This is a genomic window from Streptomyces canus 299MFChir4.1, from assembly GCF_000383615.1.
In the GTDB taxonomy this organism is placed as follows: domain Bacteria; phylum Actinomycetota; class Actinomycetes; order Streptomycetales; family Streptomycetaceae; genus Streptomyces; species Streptomyces canus_C.
Genome location: NZ_KB911599.1, coordinates 82,583 through 104,149 on the forward strand (window position 1 = coordinate 82,583; position 21,567 = coordinate 104,149).

At 72.1% G+C, this 21,567-nt stretch carries 23 protein-coding genes and 1 pseudogene; 12 read left to right on the forward strand and 12 right to left on the reverse strand.

Annotation, left to right across the window (positions count from 1 at the left end):
• Positions 1 to 141 precede the first annotated feature (141 nt).
• Together H293_RS0131015 and H293_RS61725 are read left to right on the forward strand one after the other, a co-directional pair.
• Positions 142 to 330 carry a hypothetical protein gene (locus H293_RS0131015; protein ID WP_007382754.1) on the forward strand — a complete coding sequence of 63 codons (189 nt, stop codon included), beginning with the start codon at positions 142 to 144 and terminating at the stop codon, positions 328 to 330.
• A 262-nt stretch (positions 331 to 592) separates the two neighbouring features.
• Positions 593 to 754 (forward strand): annotated as a pseudogene (locus H293_RS61725) (Uma2 family endonuclease); the annotation flags it as partial.
• A 195-nt stretch (positions 755 to 949) separates the two neighbouring features.
• Here H293_RS61725 and H293_RS0131020 read toward each other — a convergent pair.
• On the reverse strand, positions 950 to 2,500 hold the full coding sequence (locus tag H293_RS0131020; protein ID WP_020121715.1) for a FadD3 family acyl-CoA ligase: 1,551 nt from the start codon (positions 2,498 to 2,500) through the stop codon (positions 950 to 952).
• A gap of 105 nt (positions 2,501 to 2,605) precedes the next feature.
• Between H293_RS0131020 and H293_RS0131025 the strand changes: the two genes are divergently transcribed.
• Genes H293_RS0131025 through H293_RS0131040 form a run of 4 tightly spaced genes read left to right on the forward strand, consistent with a single transcriptional unit; the run spans position 2,606 to position 5,941 of the window.
• Entirely contained in the window at positions 2,606 to 3,757 is a 1,152-nt protein-coding gene (locus H293_RS0131025; RefSeq protein WP_020121716.1) for a lipid-transfer protein, read from the forward strand.
• 1 nt (position 3,758) lies between these two features.
• Entirely contained in the window at positions 3,759 to 4,166 is a 408-nt protein-coding gene (locus H293_RS0131030; RefSeq protein WP_020121717.1) for a Zn-ribbon domain-containing OB-fold protein, read from the forward strand.
• Positions 4,151 to 4,936 carry an enoyl-CoA hydratase/isomerase family protein gene (locus H293_RS0131035; RefSeq protein ID WP_020121718.1) on the forward strand — a complete coding sequence of 262 codons (786 nt, stop codon included), beginning with the start codon at positions 4,151 to 4,153 and terminating at the stop codon, positions 4,934 to 4,936. The genes H293_RS0131030 and H293_RS0131035 overlap by 16 nt, the downstream gene beginning before the upstream one ends.
• Before the next feature lie 36 nt (positions 4,937 to 4,972).
• On the forward strand, positions 4,973 to 5,941 hold the full coding sequence (locus H293_RS0131040; protein WP_020121719.1) for an alpha/beta fold hydrolase: 969 nt from the start codon (positions 4,973 to 4,975) through the stop codon (positions 5,939 to 5,941).
• 3 nt (positions 5,942 to 5,944) lie between these two features.
• Here the strand turns inward: H293_RS0131040 and H293_RS0131045 are convergent, their stop codons facing one another.
• The 3 genes from H293_RS0131045 to kbpA all read right to left on the reverse strand — a co-directional run bounded on the left by H293_RS0131045 (position 5,945) and on the right by kbpA (position 9,723).
• Positions 5,945 to 6,439: a hypothetical protein gene (locus H293_RS0131045; RefSeq protein WP_028808347.1), complete on the reverse strand. Its 495-nt coding sequence runs from the start codon at positions 6,437 to 6,439 to the stop codon at positions 5,945 to 5,947.
• Positions 6,440 to 6,462: 23 nt separating this feature from the next.
• A complete protein-coding gene (locus H293_RS0131050; RefSeq protein ID WP_020121721.1) occupies positions 6,463 to 8,802 on the reverse strand; it encodes a serine/threonine-protein kinase in 2,340 nt (779 codons plus the stop codon).
• 168 nt (positions 8,803 to 8,970) lie between these two features.
• Positions 8,971 to 9,723, reverse strand: coding sequence for an AfsK-binding protein KbpA (kbpA, locus tag H293_RS0131055; RefSeq protein WP_078612703.1), 753 nt, complete (start codon positions 9,721 to 9,723; stop codon positions 8,971 to 8,973).
• A gap of 135 nt (positions 9,724 to 9,858) precedes the next feature.
• Here kbpA and H293_RS0131060 point away from each other — a divergent pair, with 135 nt between their 5' ends.
• Positions 9,859 to 10,494 (forward strand): TetR family transcriptional regulator, encoded by a 636-nt coding sequence (locus H293_RS0131060; protein WP_020121723.1) that lies wholly within the window; start codon positions 9,859 to 9,861, stop codon positions 10,492 to 10,494.
• A gap of 73 nt (positions 10,495 to 10,567) precedes the next feature.
• On the opposite strand, the gene H293_RS0131065 is transcribed toward H293_RS0131060, so the two are convergent.
• Both H293_RS0131065 and H293_RS0131070 read right to left on the reverse strand, forming a co-directional pair.
• Positions 10,568 to 11,038, reverse strand: coding sequence for a nitroreductase/quinone reductase family protein (locus H293_RS0131065; RefSeq protein WP_020121724.1), 471 nt, complete (start codon positions 11,036 to 11,038; stop codon positions 10,568 to 10,570).
• Positions 11,035 to 12,603, reverse strand: coding sequence for an acyl-CoA dehydrogenase family protein (locus H293_RS0131070; protein ID WP_020121725.1), 1,569 nt, complete (start codon positions 12,601 to 12,603; stop codon positions 11,035 to 11,037). The genes H293_RS0131065 and H293_RS0131070 overlap by 4 nt, the downstream gene beginning before the upstream one ends.
• Positions 12,604 to 12,684: 81 nt before the next feature.
• Between H293_RS0131070 and H293_RS0131075 the strand changes: the two genes are divergently transcribed.
• Both H293_RS0131075 and H293_RS0131080 read left to right on the forward strand, forming a co-directional pair.
• Positions 12,685 to 13,854 (forward strand): thiolase C-terminal domain-containing protein, encoded by a 1,170-nt coding sequence (locus H293_RS0131075; protein WP_020121726.1) that lies wholly within the window; start codon positions 12,685 to 12,687, stop codon positions 13,852 to 13,854.
• A 43-nt stretch (positions 13,855 to 13,897) separates the two neighbouring features.
• The gene (locus tag H293_RS0131080) at positions 13,898 to 14,323 is read left to right on the forward strand and encodes a pyridoxamine 5'-phosphate oxidase family protein (RefSeq protein WP_020121727.1); all 426 of its coding nucleotides are present in this window, start codon (positions 13,898 to 13,900) and stop codon (positions 14,321 to 14,323) included.
• Positions 14,324 to 14,476: 153 nt separating this feature from the next.
• Here the strand turns inward: H293_RS0131080 and H293_RS0131085 are convergent, their stop codons facing one another.
• Both H293_RS0131085 and H293_RS0131090 read right to left on the reverse strand, forming a co-directional pair.
• Positions 14,477 to 14,851: a type II toxin-antitoxin system VapC family toxin gene (locus H293_RS0131085; protein WP_020121728.1), complete on the reverse strand. Its 375-nt coding sequence runs from the start codon at positions 14,849 to 14,851 to the stop codon at positions 14,477 to 14,479.
• Positions 14,851 to 15,093 carry a type II toxin-antitoxin system Phd/YefM family antitoxin gene (locus H293_RS0131090; RefSeq protein ID WP_020121729.1) on the reverse strand — a complete coding sequence of 81 codons (243 nt, stop codon included), beginning with the start codon at positions 15,091 to 15,093 and terminating at the stop codon, positions 14,851 to 14,853. Before H293_RS0131090 ends, H293_RS0131085 begins: the two co-directional genes overlap by 1 nt.
• A 134-nt stretch (positions 15,094 to 15,227) precedes the next feature.
• Here H293_RS0131090 and H293_RS0131095 point away from each other — a divergent pair, with 134 nt between their 5' ends.
• A complete protein-coding gene (locus H293_RS0131095) occupies positions 15,228 to 15,893 on the forward strand; it encodes a pyridoxine/pyridoxamine 5'-phosphate oxidase (protein WP_020121730.1) in 666 nt (221 codons plus the stop codon).
• Here the strand turns inward: H293_RS0131095 and H293_RS0131100 are convergent.
• The 4 genes from H293_RS0131100 to H293_RS0131115 all read right to left on the reverse strand — a co-directional run bounded on the left by H293_RS0131100 (position 15,845) and on the right by H293_RS0131115 (position 18,361).
• Positions 15,845 to 16,768, reverse strand: a complete 924-nt coding sequence (locus H293_RS0131100; RefSeq protein WP_020121731.1) for a GNAT family N-acetyltransferase — start codon at positions 16,766 to 16,768, stop codon at positions 15,845 to 15,847. The genes H293_RS0131095 and H293_RS0131100 overlap by 49 nt on opposite strands.
• A gap of 39 nt (positions 16,769 to 16,807) precedes the next feature.
• The gene (locus tag H293_RS0131105; protein WP_020121732.1) at positions 16,808 to 17,398 is read right to left on the reverse strand and encodes a GNAT family N-acetyltransferase; all 591 of its coding nucleotides are present in this window, start codon (positions 17,396 to 17,398) and stop codon (positions 16,808 to 16,810) included.
• Between the two features lie 124 nt (positions 17,399 to 17,522).
• Positions 17,523 to 17,915 (reverse strand): Zn-ribbon domain-containing OB-fold protein, encoded by a 393-nt coding sequence (locus H293_RS0131110; protein ID WP_020121733.1) that lies wholly within the window; start codon positions 17,913 to 17,915, stop codon positions 17,523 to 17,525.
• Positions 17,915 to 18,361 (reverse strand): DoxX family membrane protein, encoded by a 447-nt coding sequence (locus tag H293_RS0131115; RefSeq protein WP_020121734.1) that lies wholly within the window; start codon positions 18,359 to 18,361, stop codon positions 17,915 to 17,917. The genes H293_RS0131110 and H293_RS0131115 overlap by 1 nt, the downstream gene beginning before the upstream one ends.
• A 192-nt stretch (positions 18,362 to 18,553) precedes the next feature.
• On the opposite strand from H293_RS0131115, the gene H293_RS50300 reads away from it, so the two are divergent.
• Together H293_RS50300 and H293_RS0131125 are read left to right on the forward strand one after the other, a co-directional pair.
• On the forward strand, positions 18,554 to 20,185 hold the full coding sequence (locus H293_RS50300) for a subtype B tannase (RefSeq protein WP_020121735.1): 1,632 nt from the start codon (positions 18,554 to 18,556) through the stop codon (positions 20,183 to 20,185).
• A 67-nt stretch (positions 20,186 to 20,252) separates the two neighbouring features.
• Complete coding sequence (locus H293_RS0131125) at positions 20,253 to 21,458, forward strand: flavin-containing monooxygenase (protein ID WP_020121736.1); 1,206 nt, start codon at positions 20,253 to 20,255, stop codon at positions 21,456 to 21,458.
• Positions 21,459 to 21,567 lie beyond the last annotated feature (109 nt).

The window sequence follows — 21,567 nt, forward strand, 5'->3', positions numbered from 1 at the left end:
GTCGATCCGTCGCGTCGGGGGGCAGACGGGTCAGCGGTGGTCTCCATCGCTAGGGTTACCGACCCTGACACGCCCGCCCGGCGGCCCTCGGGGGAGTCGCCGGGCGGCCTGGCCCATCATCGAACGGGAGAGTCACCACCCATGAGTGAAACCGAGAAGCAGGACGGCACCGTCAAGCCGCTCGACAACCACGCCACGGGGACCGAGGACACGGTCAAGCCGCTCGACAACCACGCCACGGGCGCCGAGAAGGTCGTCACCCTGGCCGCCGGCACGACGGACGGCACGGTCAAGCCGCTCGACAACCACGCCACGGACGAGAAGGCCTGACCCAGGACTTCTCCTCGCACGGGGATCGGCCGCGGCGGCGCGGAGGGGGAGCCGTCGCGGCCGAGGCGTGTCCGGGGCCGCGCGCCTCGATCGGCGCACCTCGCACCAGACCGTCTTGGTCTCCGCCCGCTGCTCGGCACCCACCCCAGCGCCACCGCGTCCACCGCGTCCACATTGGCGCAGCTCGCCCCGCATCGGCTCGCCGATATGGAGCAGCAGCACGTGGGCCCCTCTTTACGGTCACAATCGCTAGGGTTGGCTCATGACCGCACTACCCGACTGGATGCGCCCGCCACGCGCGGAAGGCTGGTTCGCGGAGGACCTGGACCGCCTCCCCGAGGCACCCCGTCACACCGAGCTCATCGACGGAGCCCTCGTCTTCATGGTGTCGCCCCAGAGTTGGTGGCACGGCCACCTCGTCACGCGGGTACATACGCGCCGGCCGGAATTTTCCGGGGCACTCTCCAGCGCCCGGTGCCTTTCGGGATCAACCTGGACCTCGACAAGCTCACACCGCCCCGCAGCAGCTGAAAGCCGGCACCAGCTACCAGCGGTGGGGCGGGGCCTGCGGGGTCGGGCTGGAGCGGTCGTAGTGGTCGATCGACAGTGACAATCGAGCTCAGGACCGGCGCAGCTCTCCCTTGACCACCTTCCCGCTCGCGTTCCGCGGCAGCCGCGTCACGAACTCCACCGTCCTCGGCACCTTGTAGTTCGCCATCTCCCGGCGGGCCCAGGCGATCAGGTCGTCGGCGGTCAGGGTCGAGGCCGGGCGGCGGACCACGTACGCCTTGCCCACCTCGCCGAGCCGTGCGTCGGGCACGCCGACGACCGCCACGTCGGCCACCGCCGGGTGCAGGCCGATCAGTTGCTCGATCTCCGCCGGGTACGCGTTGAAGCCGCCGACGATGAACATGTCCTTCAGCCGGTCGGTGATCCGCAGGTTGCCCGCCGCGTCCAGGACGCCGATGTCGCCCGTGCGCAGCCAGCCGTCCTCGGTCACCGCCTCCTCGGTGGCCGCCGCGTCCTCGTAGTAGCCGCGCATCACGTTGAAGCCGCGGACCAGGACCTCGCCGGGCTCCCCGGGCGGCGCCTCCACCCGCACCTCCGTCCCGGGGATGGCCCGTCCTGACGTCGACGCGATCACCGGCAGCGGGTCGCCCCGCCTGCACATCGTCACGATGCCGCTCGCCTCCGAGAGGCCGTACGCGGTCAGGACCGTCTCCACGCCCAGCTCGCCGTGCAGTTGCTCGACCAGTCGCAGGGGCACCACCGCCGCTCCGGTCACCACCAGGCGCAGGGCGGACAGGTCGTGGGCGTCCCGTGCCGGATGGTCGAGGAGCGACTGGTGGAGGGTCGGCGGGCCGGGCAGCACCGAGACCCGTTCCGCCGCGATGTTCGCCAGCACGGTGTCCACGTCGAACACCGGCTGCGGGATCATCGTCGCGCCCCGCATCAGACAGGCGATCACCCCGGCCTTGTAACCGAAGGTGTGGAAGAAGGGGTTGACGATCAGATAGCGGTCGCCGTGCCGCAACCCGGCCAGTTCGCACCAGACTTCGTACGCTCGCAGCGTCTGCTCGTGGGTGATCACCGCGCCTTTGGGGCGGCCCGTGGTCCCGGAGGTGAACACGATGTCCGAGGGCCGGTCCGGGGTCACGGAGTCCGCGCGGGCCCGCACCTCCGCCGCCCCCACCCCGTCCCCGCTCGCCAGGAAGTCCTTCCAGGTGCGGTAGTCGGCGGGGGCGTCGTCCGACAGCACCACCACCTGCTCCAGGTCCGGCAGCCCTGGGCCCTCCGCGACCGCCCTGCGCAGGGACGCCACGTACGAGGTGCCGAGGAAGGTCCCGGTGACGAACAGCAGCCGGGTCCCGCTCCTGCGCAGCACGTCGGCGGCCTCGGTGCCCTTGAAGCGGGTGTTGAGGGGCACCAGGACCGCGCCCACGGACACCGCGCCCAGCGCCGAGACCATCCAGTCCAGGGTGTTGGGGGCCCAGACGGCCACCCGGTCGCCCGGCCGCACGTCGTTCGCGAGGCACGCCGCCGCCGCCCGCTCCACGCGGGCGCCCAACTCGGCGTACGTGACCCGGTTGCGGCCCTCCACGACCGCCTCCGTGGCGGCGTACCGCTCCGCCGCCCAGCCGACCAGCTCCGGGATGCTGCGCCACTCCACATCGGCCTCCCCGAAAGCGGAAACACGTTAGCTGACTACCCGTCAGATTAGCTGTAGCCTGACGGGCTGTCAGCAGGCCTCACAGCGTGCGGAGGTGCGTGCAGCGTGACCCTCAAGGACGCCACGGCGATCGTGGGTATCGGACGGACCCCCTTCGCCAAGAACCTCGCCGAGGACGAGAGAACCCTGGCCTGCCGGGCCGTGCTCGCCGCCCTCGACGACGCCGGCATCGCCCCGGGCGAGGTCGACGCCCTGGCCTCGTACACCATGGAGGAGACGGACGAGGTCGAGCTGGCGAAGGCCGTCGGCCTCGGCGACCTCACCTTCTTCAGCAAGGTCGGTTACGGCGGCGGCGGTTCGTGCGCGACGGTCGCCCATCTCGCGGCGGCCATCGCGAGCGGCCAGGCCACGGTCGGGGTCGCCTGGCGGTCACGGAAGCGCGGGTCCGGGCCCCGCCCCTGGACCAACACGACCGTCCAGCTCCCCACTCCCGCCCAGTGGACGAGACCCTTCGGCCTGCTCCGTCCCGCGGACGAGATCGCCATGCTCACCCGCCGCTACATGCACGAGTACGGCGCCACCCGCGACCACCTCTTCAACGTCGCCCTCGCCTGCCGCAACCGCGCCAATCAGAACCCAGCCGCGATCATGTACGACCGCCCCCTGACCCGCGAGATGTACATGACCTCCCGCTGGATCAGCGAGCCCCTGTGCCTCTTCGACAACTGCCTGGAGACCGACGGGGCGTTGGCCTGCGTGCTGGTCAGCCGGGAGCGCGCGCGGGACTGCCCGACCACCCCCGTCTACGTCCACTCCGCCGCCCAGGGCCTGCCCGCCCAGCACCACGGCATGGTCAACTACTGGAACGACGACCCGCTCACCGGCCCCGCCTGGACCGCCGCCCGGCACCTGTGGAAACACGCCGACTTCACCCCGCAGGACGTCGACGTGGCCCAGATCTACGACGCGTTCACCTCCCTCGTCCCGCTCTCCCTGGAGGGCTACGGCTTCTGCGGCCGCGGAGAGGGCGGCGCCTTCACGGAGGGCGGCGCCCTGGAGATCGGCGGACGGCTGCCGGTCAACACCAGCGGCGGGGGGCTGTCCGAGGCCTACGTGCACGGCTTCAACCTCATCGACGAGGGCGTACGGCAACTGCGCGGGACCAGCACCGCCCAGGTGCCGGACGCCGCGACCTGCCTCGTCACCGCCGGCGAGGGCGTTCCCACCTCCGCCCTGCTGCTGACCAACAGGAGCTGACATGCTCGAACCGGTGAAAGACGCCACGGGCGCCCCTTTCTGGCAGTACGCCGCCCGGGGCGAACTGCGCGTCCAGGCCTGCGCCGACTGCGGCGAACTCCGCTTCCCGCCCCGCCCCTGCTGCCCGCACTGCCAGTCCTTCGCGGACGAGTGGCGTCCGGTCTCCGGGCGCGGCCGCATCTGGTCCTACGTCGTCCCCCACCCGCCCCTCCTGCCCGACTACGCGGCGCAGGCGCCGTACAACGTGATCGTGGTCGAGCTGGAGGAGGCTCCCCGGATACGTCTGGTGGGCAATCTGGTCGCCACGGCCGGGGCGGCCCTCAACTCCCTTGATCCGGGCCGGATCCGCATCGGCGCCCGGGTCCACGTGGTGTTCTCCGACGGGCTTCCGCAGTGGGTGCCGGCGTGAGCGGCCTGCGGGTCGCCACCGACAAGGACACCGGTGTCGCCGTCGTCACCCTCGACCGCCCGCACCGGCTGAACGCCGTCGATCTGGAGATGCGGGACGAACTCGTCGCAGCCTGGCGGCAGTTGCGCTTCGACGACTCCGTCCGGGCCGTGGTCCTGACCGGTGCGGGAGAACGGGCCTTCTGCACCGGCCTCGACCGGGACGCCGAGGTTCCGCAGCCCGGCTCCCCCTACATGGCGGACGACCCGCTGCTCCAGGTCGGACCCAAGTCCAACGACCTCTGGAAGCCGGTCCTCGCGGCGGTGAACGGGATGGCCTGCGGGGGCGCCTTCTACCTCCTCGGCGAGTGCGACTTCCTCGTCGCCGACCCCTCCGCCACCTTCTTCGACCCGCACACCACCTACGGCATGGTCAGCGCCTACGAGGCGGTACTCATGGCGCAACTCATGCCGCACGGGGAGGCCGCGCGCACGGCACTGATGGGGACGGCGGAACGGCTCTCCGCCGAGCGCGCCCACGCCATCGGGCTCGTCACCGAACTCACCGGCCCTGGCAGGGCGTTGGCGGCCGCGACCGCCGCCGCCGGGATCATCGCCGGGTATCCGACAGAAGGGGTGCAGGGCACGGTCCGCGCGCTCTGGGCCGCCAAGGAGGCCGCCGTGCAGCGGGGGTTCGCGCAGGCGCCGCACCTCATCGCGCTCGGGAACCTGCGGCCGGACCGGCAGGCCGAACTGTTCCGTTCCCGGCAGCCCGGATTCAGATTGCGTTAGCAATGTAGTTTCCCTGTGCAGACGTAGGCTCACCCCATGGTGGAACATCGCACGGTCGACGTGAACGGGATACGACTGCACATCGCGGAGGAGGGCGAGGGGCCGCTCGTCGTGCTGCTGCACGGCTTTCCGGAGTCCTGGCACTCCTGGCGCCACCAGTTCGGCCCGCTGGCCGCCGCGGGCTTTCGGGTGGTCGCGCCCGACCAGCGCGGATACGGCGCCAGCGACCATCCCGAGGACGTGTCGGCGTACAGCATCCTCCACCTGGTCGGCGATGTCGTCGGGCTCGTCCACGCGCTGGGCGAGGAGCGGGCGTTCGTCGTCGGGCACGACTGGGGAGCGCCGGTCGCGTGGCACACCGCGCTGCTGCGGCCCGACGTGGTGCGCGGGGTGGCCGGGCTGAGCGTCCCGCCGCCGTTCCGGGGTGAACGGCCGCCGCTCCAGGTCATGCGGGAGCGGTTCGGCGGCCACTTCTACTGGAACTACTTCAACCTGCCCGGGGTCGCCGACGCCGAGTTCGGCGCGGACCCCCGTTCCGCGCTGCGCAGGCTGCTGGTCGGCGCGTCCGGCGACGGCGAGGGCGCCGGACGCTACGAGCAGGCGCTGGTGACCGACCTGGAGCGCGGCTGGCTCGCGGACATGCCCGAGCCGGAGGTGCTGCCCGGCTGGCTCACCGAGCAGGACCTCGACGAACTCACCGAGAGCTACGCCAAGGGCTTCACCGGCGCCCTCAACTGGTACCGCAACCTGGACCGCAACTGGGAGCTGACCGCGCCCTGGCACGGCGCGAGGCTCACCCCGCCCGCGCTCTACCTGTACGGCGACCGGGACCTGGTCCCCGCGTTCCCGGGCACCCCGGAACTGATCGAGCGCCTGCCGGAGTTGATGCCGAACCTGGTGCGCGACCCGGTCCTGCTGCCGGGCTGCGGCCACTGGACCCAGCAGGAGCGGCCCGACGAGGTGAACGCGGCCCTCGTCGACTTCCTGACCGGGCTGCGGGACTGACGGTCAGCGCACCAGGTCGGCTTCCGGCTCGACCCGGCAGTGGTCGAGCTTCGCGATGACGGCCCGACCCGCCTTCACCTGGACGTTCGAGCTGCCCCTCGCGGGCACCGAGACCTGCTTGACCGCGGAGTCCAGCGCCCGGCCGGTCGCGTCCTGGAAAGCGAACTCGACCTCGAAGGTGGCCCGGCGGCTGTTCGGGTTGGTGACCTCGACCGTCGCGTAAGGGGTCGCCTCGGTCGCGCAGCTCACCACCAGCGCGGTGCCGTCCTGGAGCGCGGAGCTGCGGGTGGAGCTGCCGCGATCGCTGGTGGTGCGGGGCGTGTAGCTGTCGTGGTTCTGGCGGGAGCTGCTGCACCCGCCGCCACTGTCGCTGCTGCTCCTGCCCTTGCTCTTGTGCCGACCGCTGCTGTGACCGTGGCCGGTGGAGAATCCCGTCAGCGACAGGACCACCAGCACCGACACAGCCGTGAACTTGAGAACGCGCCCCCGTGTATGCATGTGATCACTCTAACGGCGGAACGCTAGGTGGTCCGGGCCGTCCCCGTCCCCTTCTCCGCGTCCAGCGCGTACACGCACCGGTCCTTGCTGCACGCGTACACGACCCCGTCCTTGACCACCGGCGAGCCGGTGATCTCGCCGCCGGTCGCGAGCTTCCAGCGCAGACGGCCGTCGTCGGCCTTCAGGGTGTAGAGCAGATGGTCCGTGGACCCGAAGTGGATACGGCCCTCGGCGACCGCGGGCGCTCCCACGATGTCCCCGCCGGCCTGGAACCGCCACTTCGGCGTGCCCGTGACGGCGTCCAGCGTGTACAGGCCCTTGCCGCTGCCCACATGGACATGGCCGCCGGCCACCAGCACCGGCTCGACCGATGCCCGGGCCTCGGTGGCGATGCGCCAGCGGTCGCGGCCGTCGGCCGCGTCGAGGGCGTACACCGTGCCGAGGTAGTCGGCGAGGTACACCCCGCCGCCCGTCACCGCGGGGCCCGGCACGAAGGTCGGCGGGCACAGGAAGACCGCCGGGGCCTCGAAGTGCCAGCGCACCCGCCCGCTCGCCACGTCCAGGGCCATGACCCGCGTCCCCGCCGAGATGTACACGAACCCGTCGTGGGCCTGGGTCACCCGGACCGGCACCCCGCCGCAGGAGGCCGCGTCGCCGATGGGGAACGCCCAGCGCTCCTTGCCGGTGCGGGCGTCCAGGGCCCGCAGCCGGCCCTCCTGCCAGACGTAGACCGTGCCCTCGTGGAGCGCGGGTCCGGCCTCGGGGGACTCGAAGTCGGTCTGGCAGCCGGCCACCTCCCACAGCTTCTGCCCGCCCGAGGCGTCCCACGCCTGGACGCCACCGCCGCGCGTGCCGGTGATGACCGTGCCGCGCTCGGCCTTGAGGGAGTACACCCAGGCGTCCGTGCTGATCCGCCACTGGTCGGCGCCCTCGCGGGCGTCGAGGGCGAAGAGCGTGGGACCGTCGGAGGCGTGGATACGGCCGTCCGCGACCGCCATCGACCAGGCCACGTCCCGCGTCTTGAAGCGGCGGCGGCCGGTGCCGACGTCCAGGGCGTGCACCTCGAAGGAGGTGACGTAGACGAGGTCCCCGGCGACGGCCGGGGTGCCCCACACGTCGTTGGACATGCGGAACCGCCAGGGCCGCCAGCCGCCCGCGTTCTCCGGCGGCGCGGGCGGGGGTGCCGGTACGGCCGGGCCCACGGCGGCGTCGGTGCCGTTGACGCCGGGGCGCGGCCGGGACCAGGAGGCGACCAGGCCGGCCTCCGGCGGGGGCGCCTTCACGGCGGCGGCCCGGGCGTCGGCGACACGCGGTCCGGGCCCGATGGGCACCTGGGCGCCGGCGAGGCGGACGGGGCCGGTGTCGGGGGCGCCCACCGGCACGGGGGCGGGCGGCGCCGGGTCGTAGGAGGGCGGCGGCGGTACGGCGGCGGGGCGGCCACCGGCGCCGGGCTGCGTGGGCGCCGGGCGTCCGCCGCGGCGCGACTCGATCAGCGCGACGGCCTTCTCGGGCAGCCACGCCGACGCCGTACCGCTGTCGTCGGAGCCGGAGCCGAAGAGGTGGGGCGCCAGCTGGGCCTGGAGGTCGGCCGGGTTGGGACGCCCGGTGGCCTCCATCTGCATACAGGACTCGATGAGCGGACGCAGCTCGTCCGGGAGGCCTTCGAGGTCGGGGCCCTCGCGCAGCAGCATGAAGACCGTCTCGACCGGGTTGGCGCCGTGGAAGGGCGGGTGGCCGGTGGCGGCGAAGACCAGCATGGAGCCGAGCGAGAAGACGTCGCTGGCGCCGGTGACGCTACGGGAGTCCTTGGCCTGCTCGGGCGACATGTAGGCGGGGGTGCCGACGGCCACGTTCGTCATCGTCAAACGGGTGTTCGAGACGCCGGACGCGATACCGAAGTCGATCACCCGGGGACCGTCCTCGACCACCAGGACGTTGGAGGGCTTGAGGTCACGGTGGACAAGGCCGGCGCCGTGGATGGACTGGAGGGCCTCGGCGACGCCCGCCGCGAGCCAGCGCACCGCCTGGGCCGGGAGCGGCCCGCACTCGTTCACTATCTCCTCGAGGGAGGGCGCGGGGACGTACGCGGTGGCCAGCCACGGCACGGCGGCGCGCGGGTCGGCGTCGACCACGGCCGCCGTGTAGAACCCGGAGACCGCCCGGGCCGCCTCCACCTCGCGGGTGAAGCGCACGCGGAAGAGCTGGTCCTCGGCGAGCTCCGTCCGGACCGTCTTGATCGCCACGCGCCGGCCCGACGCCGAACGCGCGAGATAGACCAGCCCCATGCCGCCGGCCCCGAGCCGTCCCAGCACCTCGAACGGCCCGATCCTGCGCGGATCGTGCTGCGTCAGCTGATCCACCACTCTGCCTGCCACCTCCCCGTACAAGCCGCGCCACCACATATGTACGCGACCCCGTGCAGCGTCTCACCACCGCACCGCCATGGCGGCACGCGACCCTGATTCTTCCTGGCCGGAGGCCTGGTGGCGAACCCAGGGTCAAATGGGATGTCTCACATCAAAGCGGAACTTCTACCGCTCCGATGGTTCCAGGATGGCGAACGACGCCCCCTGATTGTCGGTGACGACGGCCACTTTTCCGTACGACGTCTCGAATGGCGGCGCCTGGACCCGTCCGCCGAGCCGGGCGACCGTCCCGAGCACGCTCTCGCAGTCCTCGACAGCGAAGTGCACGAGGAAGTGGGGCGGCATCTCCGCGGGGAAGACGTCGAAGACGGCGGCGCGGCCGAAGTCGGGGTGGGCCCCGGCGCCGAAGAGGGCGTCGTGGAAGAGCCCGCCGTAGAAGGTGTTGGCGGCCTCGGTGTCGCGCGCGTACAGCTCGGCCCAGGCGAAGGTGCCGGGCTCGTGCCGGGCGCCGAAGCCGGGGTGGCTGCCCGGCTCCCAGAGGCCGAAGACGGCCCCCTCCGGGTCGGTGACCAGGGCGGACGTGCCCAGCTCTCCCACCGGCACGGGCGCGGTGACGACCTGTCCGCCGGCCGCCCAGATCCGGTCGGCGAGGCCCTCGATGTCCGGGGTGGCGAAATAGACCGTCCACACGGTGGGCATGCGGCCGTCCGCCTTGCGGGCAAGGGAGGCGACGGCGCGGCCCTTGTGGTGGGCCCACACCGAACCGTCCCGGGCGTCCGGCCGGTCCTCGAAGGTCCACCCGAAGAGCTCACCGTAGAACCGCTTCCCGGCGGCCACGTCGGGCAGCTGCGCGTCCACCCAGCAGGGGACGCCCTCGCCGTAACCCGTTCCGTCTGCGGATGCCCTGTTTTCGGCCATACCGTCAAAGTAACGGCGACGCACGCACCCCGCAGGACCAGGCACACCCGTCTCCCGCACCTCGTGCACCCCATTTGCAGTCGGCCGAATCGCGCTCCGATCACCCCTCGGTAAGCTGACGGCATGACAGGACAAGTGCGTACCGTCGACGGCCGCGTGGCCGGCCGGCGTGGGCAGGCGACCCGGCAGAAGCTGCTCGACTGCCTCAGCGAGATGCTCAGCTCCTCCCCTTACCGGGACGTCAAAGTCATCGATGTCGCCCGGAAGGCGGGCACTTCACCCGCGACCTTCTACCAGTACTTCCCGGACGTCGAAGGCGCCGTCCTGGAGGTCGCCGAGCAAATGGCCACCGAAGGCGGCCAGTTGACACAGTTGCTCGACGGCCGGTCGTGGGTCGGCAAGGCGGGCTGGCAGACCGCGCAGGAACTCGTGGAGGGTTTCCTGGAGTTCTGGCGCAAGAACGACGCGATCCTGCGCGTGGTCGACCTCGGGGCCGCCGAGGGCGACAAGCGCTTCTACAAGATCCGTATGAAGATCCTCAACTCGGTGAACAACTCCCTCGCGGACGCGGTCGCCGAGCTCCAGTCCAAGGGCAGGGTCGACAAGGACGTCAACCCCGCGGCGATCGCCGGCTCGCTCGTCGCGATGCTCGCGGCGGTGGCCTCGCACCAGAAGGGCTTTCAGAGCTGGGGCGTCAAGCAGGCCGAACTCAAGCCGAATCTGGCGCTGTTGGTGCACCTGGGCGTGACGGGCAAGAAGCCGACGAAGTAGCGTCCCCGTTTCGAGTCCTGTCTGGCGGGCGGCTGTTCACACGGGTGGACGGCCGCCCGTCGTGCGTCCGCGATCAGCTGCGGACGATCCTGAAGAGCCGTATCTCCCGCTCGATCCGCGCCTGGTAGGTGGCGTACGGCGGCCAGAAGGCCAGCGCGGTCTTCCATACGGCCGCCCGCTCCCGCCCCGTCAGCAAGGTCGCCGTGACCGGGATGTCCGCGCCCTTCCAGCTGACCTCGGCGTCGGGGTGGGCCAGGAGGTTGGCGGTCCAGGCGGGGTGGCCCTCGCGGCCGAAGTTGGAGCCGATGAGGATCCAGGTACGGCCGGGCTCCTCGGGCATGCAGGCGAGCGGGGTCCGCCGGGGCAGCCCGCTCCGCGCCCCCGTCGAGGTGAGGACGACCCCGGGCAGCATCTGCGCGCTGAGCAGGACCCGCCCCCGGGTGATCCGGTGCACGGCCCGGTCCAGGGCCGGGATCACATGCGGCGCGACCTTGGCGAAGCCGCGCGTGGACGACACCTTCTGCACCACCCTCGCCCCGATCACACCGACACCTCCGCCCGGTCGAAGAGCCGTGCCGCGTCGGCGGCGTGCGCCCGCAGCCGGTGCGCCGGCCCGAAGAGCAGCTCGTCGGCGGCGGCCCGCTTGAAGTACCGCTGCGGCTCGTGCTCCCAGGTGAACCCGATGCCCCCGTGCAGCTGGATCCCCTCGGCGGCGGCGGTCCGCAGGGCTTCGAGAGCCTGGGCGAGGGCCAGCCCTCCGACCCGCTGCTCGTCGTGCACGGCGGCCCAGGCGGCGAAGTAGGCCGCGGAACGGGCCGCCTGGAGCTGGACGTACACATCGGCGAGCCGGTGCTTGACCGCCTGGAACGACCCGATCGCCCGCCCGAACTGCTCGCGCTGCTTGACGTACTCGACGGTCGTCTCCAGCACCCGGTCGGCGGCCCCGACGGCCTCGCAGGCGAGGACGGCGGCGGCGGTGTCCCCCGTGCGGGCGAGGGCCCCGAGGACGTCGGCCCCGTCCTCGCCGAGCAGTTCGGCCTCCACGTCCCGGAGTTGGACACGGGCCTGGGGGCGGGTGGCGTCGAGGGCGGTCTGCCGGGTGCGGACGAGTCCCGGGGTGTCACCGGGGACGAGGAAGAGCAGGGTGCGGGAGCGGGCGAACCCTCCGGCATGGGCCGCCACCAGGAGCAGGTCGGCACTGTGCCCGTCGAGAACCTGATCGACCTGCCCGAAGAGCCGCCAGCGGCCCGGACGCGGGGCTGCCCCGGCGGCAGGCCGCTCCGGCGCGGTCGCCGGTGGCTCCGGCGCGGCCTTCGGCTGCCGCGTCACGACTGCGGTCGGCCGTTCCGCAGGGGCGACTCCCGGGACGCCGGGGGCGGCGCCCGCCGGGGACGCGGACGGCCGTCCAGCCGGGGTGGCACCCGCCAGGGGCGCGCCCGGCCGTCGCTCCGCCGCCACGGCAGCCGACCGTCCAGCCGAAGCCGCGCCCGACCCTCCACGCGCGGCGCCCGCCGGGGACGCGGACGACCGTCCAGCCGAGGTGGCACCCGCCAGGGGCGCGGTCGTCGGCCGCTCCCCCGCGGTCGCCGTCGAGCGTCCCGTCGGGCGCGGTCCGGGGGCGGTGCTGCCGTCAGCGCTGCGCAGAGGGCGGGCCTGGACCCCGCCCGCTCGTCCACCGCCGGCCCAGTCGCCCTGGTTGTCGTCGGTCAGGGCGAGTGCCGCCCCCGGTGGCACGGCCAAGGTCGCGGTCAAGGCGCCCGCGGCGATCCGTGGCAGCAGGTCCGCGCGTTGGGCGTCCGTGCCCAGGGCCAGTACCAGGGGGGCCACGAGGACCGACGTGCCCAACAGGGGGGTGGCCGCCAGCACCCGGCCCGTCTCCTCGCAGGCCAGCGCCAGTTCGGTGGCCGAGCACCCCACCCCGCCGTACCGCTCGGGAAGCGCCAGCCCGGGCAGTCCCAGCCGCTGCGCGAGGGCCGTCCACAGCTCGGGGTCGTAGCCGGCCGGCGTGTCGGCCGCGCTCCTCGACTCCCCGGGCCCGCACCGCTTCCGCAGCAGTTCCCGCAACGCGAGCCGGATCCCGTCCTGTTCGGCGGTGAAGCGAGCGTCCATGGCTCTTCCTCTTCCCTCCCGATCTGACGGTCCGTCATATTAGGAGCGCCCGCACCAGATGCCCAGAGGCAGGAGGCCCTCATGCCCCCCGGGAGCCGGAAAGTCGCGATCACCGGCGTGGCCCTGGCCGACTGCGGCCGCGTGGACGGCACCACCCCCTACGCCCTGCACGCCCAGGCGGCCCGCCGAGCCCTCGCCGACGCGGGCCTGGACCGCGCACTGGTCGACGGCCTGGCCTCGGCCGGCACCGGCACCCTCGCGCCCGCCGAGATCGCCGAGTACCTGGGCCTGCGCCCCACCTGGGTCGACTCGACCTCGGTCGGCGGCTCCACCTGGGAGGTCATGGCGGCGCACGCGGCCGACGCGATCGCCGCAGGACACGCGAACGCCGTCCTGCTCGTCTACGGCTCCACGGCCCGCGCCGACATCAAGGAGGGCCGCCGCACCGGCACCCTCTCCTTCGGCGCCCGCGGCCCGCTCCAGTTCGAGGTGCCGTACGGGCACACCCTGATCGCCAAGTACGCGATGGCGGCCCGCCGCCACATGATCGAACACGGCACGACCATCGAGCAGTTGGCGCAGGTCGCGGTCCAGGCCCGGGCGAACGCCGCCCTCAACCCGGAGGCGATGTTCCGCGACCCGATCACCGTCGACGACGTCCTGTCGGGACCGATGATCGCGGACCCCTTCACCAAGCTGCACTGCTGCATCCGCTCCGACGGCGGCGCGGCGGTACTGCTCGTGGCCGAGGAGTACGTACGCGACTGCCGTACCGCGCCCGTCTGGGTGCTCGGCACCGGGGAGTTCGTCTCGCACGTCAGCATGTCCGAGTGGCCCGACTTCACGGTGTCCCCGGCCGCGGTGAGCGGGCGGCTGGCCTTCGAGCGGGCGGGCGTACGACCCGAGGAGATCGAACTCGCCGAGATCTACGACGCGTTCACCTACATGACGCTGGTGACGCTGGAGGACCTCGGGTTCTGCGGGAAGGGCGAGGGAGGCTCCTTCGTGGAGAAGGGACGGCTGACGGTCGAGGGCGGCGACCTGCCGGTGAACACGGACGGCGGCGGTCTGTCCGCCCAACACCCTGGCATGCGGGGACTGTTCCTGCTGGTGGAGGCCGTACGGCAGCTGCGCGGGGAGGCCGGCGCACGGCAGGTCCTGCGCCGGGACGGTTCGGCGCCGGGGCTGGCGGTGGCGTCCGGGACGGGGGGCTGGTTCTGCTCGTCGGGGACGGTGGTGCTGGGTCGCTAGGACTACCGCCCCTCCCTCATGACTGCGACGTACCCTGCACCGTATGGCCCTGACTCGTGAGCAACGTGAACAGTTCCTGGCCGAGCCCCATGTCGCCGCGCTGGCGGTCGCTGCCGGAGAGGGGCGCGCGCCGCTCGTCCTGCCGATCTGGTACCAGTACACGCCCGGGGGTGACCTCTGGATCATGACCGGGCGCGACTCCCGCAAGCACGAGCTGATCCGGAAGGCCGGCCGCTTCTCCCTGCTGGTCGAGCGCGTCGAGCCCACCATCCGGTACGTGTCCGTGGAGGGGCCGGTCGTCGACACCCGGCCGGGCACGGTCGAAGACCTCCGGGAGATCTCCGCCCGCTACCTGCCGGCCGAGAAGGTGGACGGGTACGTGGAGTTCGCCTCGAAGAACCACGGCGAGCAGGTGATCCTGCGGATGCGGCCCGAACGGTGGGTGACGTCCGACCTCGGTACCGTCTGAGGCAGTCGGCTCTCGCCCGCTCTCGGCGACACCGGCCCATCTCGCCCCGGAACAGGGCGACTTCGGCTCGCCGGGGAGATCGCGTTCGAGGGCGCGGATCGGCTCGACGAGGCAGCCCGACCCCTTCCTCGCCGTGCGGAGGCGGGTTGCCCCTCACACGGGCATGACCCGCACGTCATACTGCGGGATCCACTTGTCCCGCGTCACCAGGGTCATCCCTTCGATCTGCGCCTGGGCGACCAGTATCCGGTCGAACGGGTCGCGGTGATGCGCCGGAAGCCGACCTGCCCGCACCCCGTGCCCGGCCGTGATGGGCAGGCCGGTGAACTGGCTGTCGCGCACCCGCTCAGCCAGGTCCTCCGGGCCTGCCAGCTTCCCGAGGGACTGTTTGGTGGCGATCTCCCACGGCGATACGGCACTGACGTACACCGCGGGTTCCGTGTCGAGCAGATCCTTGATCTCACCGGACAGCTCTGTGGAGTCGTCCAGCCACCACAGAACGACATGGGTGTCGAGCAGCAGTCGCATCAGCGCAACCCGAAAGCGTCGGCGATGTCGTCGGGCAATTCATCGAAGTCGTCCGGGATGTGGATCTGCCCCCGGAGTGAGCCCCGGCCGGTCCGCTTCACCTTGGGGCGCAGCGGCACCACCTTGGCCACCGGCTCTCCCGCCTTGCTGATCACGATTTCCTCACCGGTCGCGACCTGCTCCAGGATGCGCGAAAAGTGTGTCTTGGCTTCATGGACGTTGTACTGACGGGCTGCTTCCATGACTGCCTCACGGTAAGTCAACGAGTGGACTAAGCAATGGACTAAGTGTAGCTCTCCCAGAGGTGCGGCGCACCCTCCGTGGCCGCGTTCGGGTTCGCCGGTGGGTGACGTCCGACCTCGGTACCGTCTGAGGCATGGCAACGGATCTTCACAAGCTGCTCAGATCGCTGCGGGTGTGGGACCCGGAGGTCACCTCGCTGCCCTCCTTCGACCCCTCCGCCGCGCCCTCGACCCCGCTGGAGCTGTTCACCGCCTGGTTCGCCCAGGCGGTGGCCGCCGGGCAGACCGAGCCGCACACCATGTCCCTCGCGACGGCGGACGCGGAGGGCCGGCCGGACGTACGTACCGTGATGCTGCACGGCGCGGACGAGGACGGCTGGGCCTTCGCGAGCCACGCCCACAGCCGCAAGGGCGCACACCTGGCGCGACGGCCGTACGCCGCCCTCGGCTTCTACTGGCCGGTCCTCGGCCGGCAGGTGCGGGTGAGGGGGCCGGTGAGCGCGGCGCCCTCCGAGGAGGCGGCGGCGGATCTGCATGCCCACTCCACCGGCGCGCTGGCCGCCGCGCTCACCGGCCGGCAGAGCGAAGTCCTGGGCTCGCTCGACGAGTTGGCGCGGGCGTCCGAGGAGGCGTGGGAGCGGGCGCAGCGGGAGCCCGCGGCGCCCGTCCCGTCCTGGACGCTGTACCGGCTCGCACCCGAGGAGGTGGAGTTCTTCCAGGGCGACGAGCGCAGACGCCACGTGCGCCTCACCTACCGTCGCGCGGACGGTGGCTGGGCCCGGGAACTGCTCTGGCCCTGAAAGTCGTACACCGCGAAGTCCGCCACCGGCCGGTAACCGATGCGCTGGTAGAGGCCGTTGCTGGTCGGGTTGGCCAGGTCGGTGAAGAGCAGCACCTCGTCGGCGCCCCGCTCCCGGGCGAGCCTGCTCACCTCGACCGTGGCGGCACCGGCGTAACCGCGGCCGCGCAGGGGGGCCGGCGTGTAGACGGGCGCCACCCGGATCTGGCCTGCGACCTGCGGGGTGAGGCCGGCCAGGGAGACCGGTGTGCCGTCGGGGCTCTCCCAGAGGACGGCCCCGCCGTGGGCGAGGCGGGCGTCGGCCCAGGACTCGGCGCGCATGCCCTCGCTCTCACCGACGTCCCTGCTGAACTCGGCGAACCAGCGTGCCAGCAGCTCCCGGTCGCCCTCCTGGGCGATCCTCGCCCGCCCCTCGGGCACGGGCCGCGGGACGGTGAGCGTGCCGAGCCGGTACAGCCGCTGCCGCCGGTGCGGCACGGGCGTGGTCCCGGTGCGCCGCCGCCAGGCCTCGGCGAAGGCGGCGGCGGTCCCGGCCTCGGCGCCGACCCCGGGGACGGCCCGGCCCACGGCCTCCAGGTGGGCGGCGAGGGAGTCCGTCCGGGTCACGGTCAGCGGTGTGACATACAGCCGGTGCGGCGGAGTCCGGAAGTAGGCTCCCCGGATGCTCCCGCGCTCCTCCAGCAGCCCGAAGACGGGCGCCTCCTCGCCGTAGGCGTCGAGTCCACGGGTGCGCAGGCTCTCGGTCACGGTGAGCAGGACGGTGTGCAGGTCCGGCCGCGAGCGCAGGAAGTCCCCGGCGCGTAAGAGGAACGCGTCGAGGTCGTCGGTGGTGTGCCAGCCGTGGGTGTCGGCCGGGGGCGGGGTGTCAGGACGCATGCTCGATGATCCTGCGCGGGCCCGGCCGACGCACCCGAATTACTCCGGATCCCTCGCCAGCCGCGCGTGCAGGTGCATGTCCCGGAACACGTCGTGCCGGCCCGCCTCGAACATCGCGCCCCGCAGCGTCCCCTCGTAGCGGAAGCCGCACCGCTCGGCCACCCGGCAGGAGGCCTCGTGGCCAAGGGCGTGACCGAGTTCCAGGCGGTGCAGGCCGAGGTCGGTGAGGGCCCAGCGGGCGCCGAGGCGAAGGGCCCGGCCGGCGACGCCGTGGCCGCGGGCCTCGGGGAGCACCCAGTAGCCGACGCGGGCGGTGCGGAAGACGTGGTCGATCATGTTGATGCCGAGGTGCCCGAGGGTCGTACCGCTCGACTCGTCCGTGATCCGGTACGACACGCTCGTGCCCTGCGCCGCCTGTTCGACCCTGCGTCGGATGGCGGCACGGGCGCCGTCGAGGTCGTGGACCGGGGTGAGCGGGGTGTTCCAGCGCCCGAACTCGGGGTCCAGCGTGGCGCGCAGCCAGTCCTCGACCTGGGCGTCGGAGTCCGCGTCCCAGGCACACAGGCGCAGACCGTGGCCGTGCAGCGGGGCGAAGGGGAGTATGAGGTGCTGATCGTCGACGTCGGTCATGCCGCCATTCAAACGGCCGCGGCCGTAGCGTGCGGCCTGAATTCCGGTACGCCGCCGGGGAGGACGGCCTACGGGCCGAGTCCGGGGCACAGGGCCTCGTGCACGCAGTCGACGATCTCGGTGATCACCCCACAGGCCTGAACTTCGGCACCCCGTCCGGAAACACCGCCTCCAGGCCCATCCCGGCCCGCAGCTCCCCGTGCCCGCAGTCGACGATCTCCGTCATCATCCGGGGTCCCTCGGCGAGGTCCACGACGGCGGCGACGTACGGGGTGCGGTCCTTGAAGGGCGGCAGGTCGTTGCGGTGGACCACGGACCAGGTGTACAGCGTGGCGCGGCCGCTCGCGGGCTCCCAGGTGACCTCCTCGCTCCAGCAGTGCGGGCAGAACTCGCGCGGGTAGTGGTGGATCCGGGCGCAGGACGCGCAGCGCCTCAGCAGGAGGCGGCCGGCGGCTGCCGCGTCCCAGTAGGTGCGGGTGAAGGCGTCCGTCTCGGGCCGGTCGTACCCCGCGCCCATCAGAACCAGCCCAGCGCGGCGTCCAGCGACCACGTCTGCCAGGACATCGCGAACAGGGCCACGACGGAGATGAGGGCCATCATCGAGTTCTGCCCCTGCTCGGCCCAGTCGTGGATCATCAGGGTGAAGTAGAGGACGTTCAGGAGCAGGCCCCCGACGAGCGCGACGGGGGTCAGAAACCCGAGGATCAGGCCCGCGCCGAGGGCGAGTTCGGCGTACGCGACGACGTACGCCATGGTCTTGGGGCGGGGCGCGACCATCACGTCGAAACCGCTGCGGACCGGGGTCCAGCGGTGCTTGGCGGCGATGTCCGCGGCCCAGGTGATGCCGCCGCCCTCGAACCAGGTCTTCTTGTCCTTGTGCCGCCAGCTCTCCAGCCACCACAACCCGAGGCCTATGCGCAGGACGGCCAGCCATTGCGCGCCGGTCAGCCAGATCGTGTCCATGAAATCTGACGGTACGTCAGATCACTGGTTCCGGGAAGCCTGTGCGTCAGCCGTGAAACTGTGCATCCCCGATGAATGACCCCCGATTGTTGGCAATTTTGTCCGCACTCTGGCTAGGTTCGCAGACGTCAGCAGAAACCGCCGAGGGAGCGAACCGTAAAGCACAGGGCAGTCAAGCGCAGGCGTGTCGTCATGGGAATCGGCGCGACGGCGGGTGCCGCGGCGGTCGGAGGCATCGCCCTCACCGCCAACGCGTCCACCGGCAGCACCTCGGCGTCCGCGGACGACGGCCTCGTCTTCGACCCCGACGACTGCACGAAGCTCACGGCCACCGTCACCGACACCGAGGGCACCGAGCACGCGGTCAGCTACCACTTCTGGAAGGCGATCACCTACGTCTCCAAGCCGGTCGACGCCACCTACCAGTCGCTGATCGTCAGCGCTCCCGTCGAGATCGACGGCACCGCGGTCGACGCGAGCAACGCCCCGATCCTGCTCGCCAACTCCGTCGGCGGCTACATGCCCTCCTCCGTGGCGGACGCCACCGGCGTCGGTGCCGGGGGCATGGGCGGGAGCGGCGGCGCCCCCGGCGGTGCCCCCACCGGCAGTGTCGCGCCGAGCGCCTCGGCCGCCTCCAACGCCAACGCCAACGCCAACGAGAACACCAACGCGACCGGTGGCGCGACCTCCAGCAACCAGCTCCTCGCGCTGGCCGCCGGGTACGTCGTGATCGAGCCCGGCGCCCGTGGCCGTACGCTCAAGAACTCCTCGGGCGAGTACTACGGCACCGCGCCCGCCGCGATCGTCGACCTCAAGGCGGCCGTGCGGTACATCAAGTCCAACAAGGGCCGCATCCCCGGCAACGTCGAGCGGATCGTCTCCGCCGGCACCAGCGCGGGCGGCGCCCTGTCCTCGCTGCTCGGAGCCTCCGGCGACAGCCCGATCTACGACAAGCTCCTCAAGGAGATCGGCGCCTCCGACGCCTCCGACGCGGTCTTCGCGGTCGGCGCCTGGTGCCCGATCATCGACCTGGAGCACGCCGACGGCGCCTACGAGTGGAACTGGGGAACCAACGCCCTCGGCACCGGCAAGCAGGTCGCCCAGGCCGTGTCCAAGGAACTTCGGTCGCAGTTCGCCGAGTACCAGGCGTCCCTGAAGCTGCGCGGCCTGAACGGCTTCGGCGCCCTGACCGCCCGCAACTACGACGCGTACCTGGTCAAGCAGTACCTGGAGCCCTCGGCGACCGCCTGCCTGGCCGCCCTGCCGGACTCCGACCGGGAGACCTACCTCGCCGAGAACACCTTCATCACCTGGAGGAACGGCAAGGCCGCCTTCACCTGGGACGGCTTCCTCACCCACGTCGGCGCCCGCAAGAAGACCGCCCCGGCCTTCGACGCCTTCGACCTCTCCGCCGGCGAGAACAACCTGTTCGGCGCGGGCACCACCGAGACCCGTCACTTCACGGCGTACAGCGCGAAGAACGACAGCACCGGCCTGTCCACCCAGCGCGTGGCGAGCGACGTCCCCGCCGGGCTCGACCGGATGAACCCCATGTACCACCTGGTGGAGAAGGTCAACGGGAAGCGCTCCAAGCACTGGTGGATCCGTCTCGGCACCAACGACACCGACACCTCGCACGTCATCTCCGCGAACCTCGCCGCCGCCGCGGCGAACCTCGGCGACGACGTCAACCACCTCTACTACTGGGACCAGGGCCACGGCGCCGAGCTCCGCAGCAGCGGATCCGGCGCCGTGGCCTTTTCCGTACCCGCACAACCAGGTGACCTACGCCACAGACCCCACCCACGCCTCCTACAGGCGTGATCGATCCGCAACCAATTCCCCTCTTGACCGAGACCCATCAACGCGCTGTCTGATTACGCTCGCGCTCATGGCCGACTCCGCACCCGATCCCACCCCCGCAGACCGCCCCGACCAGCCCGATCGCCCCGTGTACGTCATCGGCGGCGGTCCGGCGGGGCTCTCCGTCGCGTACGCGCTTCGGGCCCGGGGCGTCCGGGCGGTCGTCCTGGAGAAGTCCGAGCAGGTCGGCGCGTCCTGGCGGCGCCACTACGACCGGCTGCACCTGCACACCACCCGCCGCCTGTCGGCCCTGCCCGGCCTGCCGATGCCCCGCCGCTTCGGCCGCTGGGCCTCCCGCGACGACGTGGTGCGCTATCTGGAGAAGTACGCCGAGTTCCACGAGCTGGAGACCGTCACCGGCGTCGAGGTCTCGCGCGTCGAGCGCACCGGCGACGGCACCGGCTGGCTGCTGCACGCCACCGGCGGCCGCGAGCTGACCGGCGCCGCGGTGGTCGTGGCCACCGGCTACAACCACACCCCGCTGCTGCCCGACTGGCCGGGCCGCGAGGAGTACAAGGGCGAGCTCCTGCACGCCGGCGAGTACCGCAACCCGGCGCCCTACGCCGGCCGTGACGTCCTCGTCGTCGGCGCCGGCAACACCGGCGCCGAGATCGCCGTGGACCTGGTCGAGGGCGGCGCCTCACGGGTACGCCTGTCCGTGCGCACCGCCCCGCACATCGTCCGCCGCTCCACGGCCGGCTGGGCCGCCCAGTACACGGGCGTTCTCGTACGACGTCTCCCGGTCGGCCTCGTGGACCGGCTGGCCCGGCCCATGGCCAAGCTCAGCATCCCCGACCTGTCCGCGCACGGCCTGCCCCGCCCCGACACCGGCCTCTACAGCCGGGTCAAGGAAGGCGCCATCCCGGTCCAGGACGTCGGCCTCATCGACGCGATCCGCACGGGCAAGGTCGAGGTCGTGGCCGCCGTCGAGGGCTTCGAGGACGGCGAGGTCCTGCTCGCCGACGGCACCCGCATCGCCCCGGACGCGGTGATCGCGGCCACGGGGTACACCCGCGCCCTCGACACCCTGGTCGGCCACCTCGACGTCCTCGACGGACGCGGGGGTCCGCTCGTCAACGGCGCCCGGGCCCCGCAGAACGCCCCAGGCCTCTATTTCACGGGCTACGTCACTCCCATCAGCGGCACCTTCCGCGAGGTCGCGATCGACGCGGCGAAGATCGCGAAGGCCGTGATGAAGGACGGTGCGGGCAGGCTCTCCCGGCTTCCCGTCTGACGCGGAACGCCCCAACTCGCTTCACCAGCGCTCCTGTTACATCTGCGAGAGATGTGACGGGAGCGTTGTCGTGTGCCGTCGCACGGGGCCAGAATGTGAACAACTCTCA

Bases quoted from the DNA above. Each gene is read 5' to 3' on its own strand.
- H293_RS0131015 (WP_007382754.1), top strand. From the start codon at position 142: ATGAGTGAAACCGAGAAGCAGGACGGCACCGTCAAGCCGCTCGACAAC.
- H293_RS0131030 (WP_020121717.1), top strand. From the start codon at position 3,759: ATGCTCGAACCGGTGAAAGACGCCACGGGCGCCCCTTTCTGGCAGTAC.
- H293_RS0131040 (WP_020121719.1), top strand. From the start codon at position 4,973: ATGGTGGAACATCGCACGGTCGACGTGAACGGGATACGACTGCACATC.
- H293_RS0131045 (WP_028808347.1), bottom strand. From the start codon at position 6,439: ATGCATACACGGGGGCGCGTTCTCAAGTTCACGGCTGTGTCGGTGCTG.
- kbpA (WP_078612703.1), bottom strand. From the start codon at position 9,723: ATGGCCGAAAACAGGGCATCCGCAGACGGAACGGGTTACGGCGAGGGC.
- H293_RS0131070 (WP_020121725.1), bottom strand. From the start codon at position 12,603: ATGGACGCTCGCTTCACCGCCGAACAGGACGGGATCCGGCTCGCGTTG.
- H293_RS0131075 (WP_020121726.1), top strand. From the start codon at position 12,685: ATGCCCCCCGGGAGCCGGAAAGTCGCGATCACCGGCGTGGCCCTGGCC.
- H293_RS0131080 (WP_020121727.1), top strand. From the start codon at position 13,898: ATGGCCCTGACTCGTGAGCAACGTGAACAGTTCCTGGCCGAGCCCCAT.
- H293_RS0131085 (WP_020121728.1), bottom strand. From the start codon at position 14,851: ATGCGACTGCTGCTCGACACCCATGTCGTTCTGTGGTGGCTGGACGAC.
- H293_RS0131090 (WP_020121729.1), bottom strand. From the start codon at position 15,093: ATGGAAGCAGCCCGTCAGTACAACGTCCATGAAGCCAAGACACACTTT.
- H293_RS0131095 (WP_020121730.1), top strand. From the start codon at position 15,228: ATGGCAACGGATCTTCACAAGCTGCTCAGATCGCTGCGGGTGTGGGAC.
- H293_RS0131100 (WP_020121731.1), bottom strand. From the start codon at position 16,768: ATGCGTCCTGACACCCCGCCCCCGGCCGACACCCACGGCTGGCACACC.
- H293_RS0131105 (WP_020121732.1), bottom strand. From the start codon at position 17,398: ATGACCGACGTCGACGATCAGCACCTCATACTCCCCTTCGCCCCGCTG.
- H293_RS0131110 (WP_020121733.1), bottom strand. From the start codon at position 17,915: ATGGGCGCGGGGTACGACCGGCCCGAGACGGACGCCTTCACCCGCACC.
- H293_RS0131115 (WP_020121734.1), bottom strand. From the start codon at position 18,361: ATGGACACGATCTGGCTGACCGGCGCGCAATGGCTGGCCGTCCTGCGC.
- H293_RS50300 (WP_020121735.1), top strand. From the start codon at position 18,554: ATGGGAATCGGCGCGACGGCGGGTGCCGCGGCGGTCGGAGGCATCGCC.
- H293_RS0131125 (WP_020121736.1), top strand. From the start codon at position 20,253: ATGGCCGACTCCGCACCCGATCCCACCCCCGCAGACCGCCCCGACCAG.